This is a genomic window from Pseudonocardia sp. KRD291 (assembly GCF_019263595.1).
Taxonomy (GTDB): Bacteria; Actinomycetota; Actinomycetes; order Mycobacteriales; family Pseudonocardiaceae; genus Pseudonocardia.
The window spans coordinates 1-2,267 of the sequence record NZ_JADQDD010000483.1 but is presented as its reverse complement, the minus strand read 5'-3'; the positions used below and the strand labels follow the sequence as shown (position 1 = coordinate 2,267).

The 2,267-nt window shown below is 75.3% G+C and carries 2 protein-coding genes and 1 pseudogene; 2 read left to right on the top strand and 1 reads right to left on the bottom strand.

What is annotated here, in order from left to right:
* Positions 1–444: pseudogene (locus tag I4I78_RS32005) on the top strand (hypothetical protein); the annotation flags it as partial.
* 19 nt (positions 445–463) lie between these two features.
* Here the strand turns inward: I4I78_RS32005 and I4I78_RS32000 are convergent.
* Entirely contained in the window at positions 464–1,369 is a 906-nt protein-coding gene (locus I4I78_RS32000) for an alpha/beta fold hydrolase (RefSeq protein ID WP_218615248.1), read from the bottom strand.
* Positions 1,370–1,411: 42 nt separating this feature from the next.
* Between I4I78_RS32000 and I4I78_RS31995 the strand changes: the two genes are divergently transcribed.
* The coding region (locus I4I78_RS31995) for a CocE/NonD family hydrolase (protein ID WP_218615247.1) at positions 1,412–2,267 on the top strand (856 nt) is incomplete at its 3' end.

The window sequence follows — 2,267 nt, the reverse complement described above, 5'->3', positions numbered from 1 at the left end:
AAACGCCTCGTCACCGACCCCCTCTCCGGCGCACTGCTCGACCACGGCCGCACCACCTACCGGCCACCCCCAGCACTCGCCGACTTCGTCGACGCCCGCGACCAGTACTGCCGCTTCCCCACCTGCACCAGACGGGTCCGCGAACTCGACCACCACCACCGCTTCAGCGACGACGGACACACCATGGACGCCAACCTCAACGGCTACTGCCCCACCCACCACCTACTCAAAGAACACCAGAACTGGCACGTCCTGACCCACCCCGACGGACGCCTGACCTGGATCACCCCCACCGGCCTGCGCTACACCAGCGACCCCTACGACTACCGGCCCTTCACCGACCCGCTCCCCACCACAGGCATAGCCGACCAGGGCCCGGCCACCAGCCCCGCCGACACCGACGACCTCGACACCGACCACGGCGAGGACCCGCCGCCGTTCTGACGGCGCGTCAGGTGACGGGTCAGCCGCGCAGGGCGCCCTCGGCGGAGGCCGCGTGCGCGAGCAGGACCTCGGCCAGCGGCACGACCACCGACGAGGGCAGCGCGTGGCCCATCCCCGGGACCCGGACGAGCCGCGCGGCCGGGCCGATCCGCTCGGCCAGGTGCGCCGCGTGCGGGGGCGGGTACACGGGGTCCTCGGGCGCCTCGACGACCAGGGTCGGCACGGTGACCGACGAGAGCTCGCCGCCGCGGTCGAGGCCGTCCGGGTCGGCCTGGGCGTGCACGGCCACCGCGTCCGAGCGGCCGGCGTGGGCGATCAGCCGCTGCTCCAGGGCACGGAACTCCAGGCCGTCGAACGGCACGCCGCCGCCGTTGAGGCGCCGCCGGTACTCCACCCGCCAGGCCAGCTCGCCGCGCTCGTCGCGGGGGTCGGTCATCTCCTGCCACATCCGCAGCACGTCGAGGGACGGGCCGGGCAGCGGCGGGTCGTCGGTGCCCTCCGGTGCGGTGGTGCCCTCCAGGGCGGTGGTGCACAGCAGGGCCGCGCCGGCCAGGCGCTGCGGGTGGTCGAGCAGCAGCAGCTGCACCAGGCTGCCGCCCATCGCCATCCCGACCGCGTGCGCCCGCGCGACACCGCAGGCGTCGAGCACGGTGACCGCGTCGGCGGCCAAGTCCACCAGGCCGTAGGGGTGCTCCTCGAACGCGTGGGTGGAGCGGCCGGTGTCGCGGTGGTCGTAGCGGATCACCCGGTGCCGGGTGCGCAGCCGGTCCACCAGCGCGTCCGGCCAGGTCGGCCCCGCGTCGTCGGCGCCCATCACCAGCAGCACCGGCTCGCCGGCCGGCCCGGTGTCGGTCGGCCACGGCGTCGCGGGCAGGTCCTGCACCCACAGGTGCACCCCCGGCTCGACCTCGACCTCGCGTTCCACACGCGCAGCCTGCCACCGGCGATCGCGCCTAGGGTCGGGCGGGTGCACCACGGTCCCACGATCGACAACGCCGTCGAGATGACCACCCGCGACGGCGTCACGCTCGTCGCCGACGTCTACCGCCCCGCCGGTGACGGGCGCTGGCCGACGCTGCTGCACCGGACCCCCTACGACCGCACCGACCCGACGCTGGTCTCGGCGATCGTCGCGGACCCGCTGTGGCTGGCGCGACAGGGCTTCGCCGTGGTGGTGCAGGACGTGCGCGGGCGGTTCGGCTCCGGCGGCGAGCTGGACTTCGCCCACCAGGAGCACGACGACGGCTACGACGCCGTCGAGTGGGCCGCGGCGCAGCCGTGGAGCGACGGCGCGGTGGGCGTCTACGGCTCGTCGTACCACGCGATCTCGGCTTATCAGGCGGTCGCGGCCGGGCCGCCGCACCTGCGCGCCGCGCTGACCATGATCGGCGCCGCCGACCTGGCGCCGACGGTGCGCCCGGGCGGCACCCTCGAGCTCGGGTTCCTGACGCTCTACGCGCTCGCCCAGTCCCTGCACGCCGTGCAGCGCCTCGACGTCGACGACGCGGAGAGGGCGGAGCTGACCGGGCGGATCGTGGCCGCGCTGTCCGCGCCCGCCACGACGGTCGCGACGCTGCCGCTGACCGGTGTCGACGTGCTGTCCGACCCGCGGGTCGCGCCGTTCTGGGCGGACTGGCTGGGCCACGAGCCGGGCGACCCGTACTGGGACCGGCCCACCGTGGCCGCCGACCCGGCGCGGGTGCGGGTCCCGCTGCTGCAGGTCGCGTCCTACCGGGACTTCATGGCCCCGACGATGTTCGCCCTGGCCACGGCGCTCGCCGAGGACCCGCGGCACCGGCTGGTGGCCGGGCCGTGGGCGCACG